Raw genomic sequence first — 1,694 nt, 5'->3', positions numbered from 1 at the left:
CGAACATCGAAGACAAGGGCGATGGCCTCTACAGTGTAACAGCTACTCTGCACGTTGCTGGCAAGTATGCTTGGGTTGAACAGAATATCCCTGTTCCTCAGATTCCCTACAGCGATCTAAAGCGCAATAGCGCAATGCCTGCACCTACTGGTCTAGCAGTCAAGCACACTTTCAGCACTGATGATGTTCTAGGTAGCCGTCACACTCTAAGCCTGAGTTGGGACGCAATCACCGACACTAGCTTGGCCTTCAAGGGCTACAAGGTCGAGGTCTTCAAACCAGATGGCTTGTGGCACGATCTTTACAGCGGTTTGATGAACAGTGCTTCGATAGAGGATGCTCGTCCCGGTGAATACATCTTCACTGTGAAGGCAATAAATACCTTCGGAGCAAGCGGCGATCCGGCTGTTCTAGAATATGACATGGAATACGGCGGTGGTGAATATCCGCTGGCCCCTCCTATTTTCGTCGGGGTGGACTAATGGCTATCACATTCAATGGACGCGATGTAGTTGTCCACTTCAAGGAAGACCCATTCAACAGCGCAGTTAAGCAGTATCGTCTTGAATACGAATGCTTGAACTCGACGGTCGTTCACTACATCGACGCTTTGAACCATCAGGGCACGAATGAAGATGGCGACTACCTCTACAGGGACGTTCTATCCTATGCTGAGAATGAAGCAGCTGGACTGACACGTTCTCCCACTGTGACGATGTTCGCTCAGGACGCAAACCTCAGGTGGTCAGACGGGTCAGAAGTCCCGCTTGTCAACCCGATCCCTGTTTTCAATGACCCCCCGGCTGTTGTGCCCACGACCGATGGCGTGATTATCGCTGTCACCGAACCCTCAGACCGCGATCTAGAGGGCTATATCGCTTGGGTAGGCACAACTCCCGACTTTCCCCTAGACAGCACGACAGAGCGTTACAGGGGCAAAGCGACGCAATTCCCGATCCCCCTGCCGGATCGAAGCCGCTACTATGTCAGGGTCGCGCCTTTCGATGCGTTCGGGGTGGATACGTTCGCTGCTTGGCCTGCTATCGAAGCAAAGCGCAACCTGCTGCCCGGCTATAACGATTATCCGATTATCAAGAAGATCGACGGCGTTGCCGAAGCAGCACTGAAAGCCGTTACCGCTGCTGACAGCATGTATCAGACCTACATGGGCGCGACGACGACCTACGTTACCTCTTATGTAGATGCGCTTCGATCGGACGTTCTAGCAGATGGCACGAACTGGCAGAGTGCAATCACTCTGCTGACTGCTGGTCAGGGCAATTTACAGACTGCAATCAGTAACGAGGAGTCAACTCGCATTGGGCAGTTTAACGCTCAGGCGATAATCAACACTCAGGTTGGTGCGAGGTTCAACGCGAACGAAGCTGCATTCACAACTGAGAAGTCTGCTCAGGCGACAAGGAATGATGCTTTCACTTCCTCGCTAACTCAGATGCAGGCTCGCATTGGCACAGCTGAATCGAATATCGTAGCCGAGCATAACGCATGGACGAATGGGCTTGCTTCGCAGGCAACTTCATTCACTCAGCAGTTGAGCCAGCTAGATACGAATATCAAGGCGTTCTACAACAGCAAAATCCAGACGCTTACTGACAAAGATAATCTACTTGCGTCTCAGATCAGCCAAATTGGAACCCGTGCAGAAGATGCTCATGCGAGGATCACCAATGAAG

Annotated in this window: 2 protein-coding genes; both read left to right on the top strand. The window is 51.9% G+C overall.

Translation table 11 applies throughout. The features are described 5' to 3' along the window. Positions 1–482: fibronectin type III domain-containing protein (locus MRBLSP13_RS17310; RefSeq protein WP_363755756.1), on the top strand; the 482-nt coding region annotated here is incomplete at its 5' end. Further along, positions 482–1,694: hypothetical protein (locus MRBLSP13_RS17305; RefSeq protein ID WP_363755754.1), on the top strand; the 1,213-nt coding region annotated here is incomplete at its 3' end. The genes MRBLSP13_RS17310 and MRBLSP13_RS17305, both read left to right, overlap by 1 nt.

This window comes from Sphingobium sp. LSP13-1-1.1, from assembly GCF_040676415.1.
Classification (GTDB): Bacteria; Pseudomonadota; Alphaproteobacteria; order Sphingomonadales; family Sphingomonadaceae; genus Sphingobium.
Note: the sequence above shows the minus strand (reverse complement) of the source record. Positions and strands in the feature narration are given on the sequence as shown.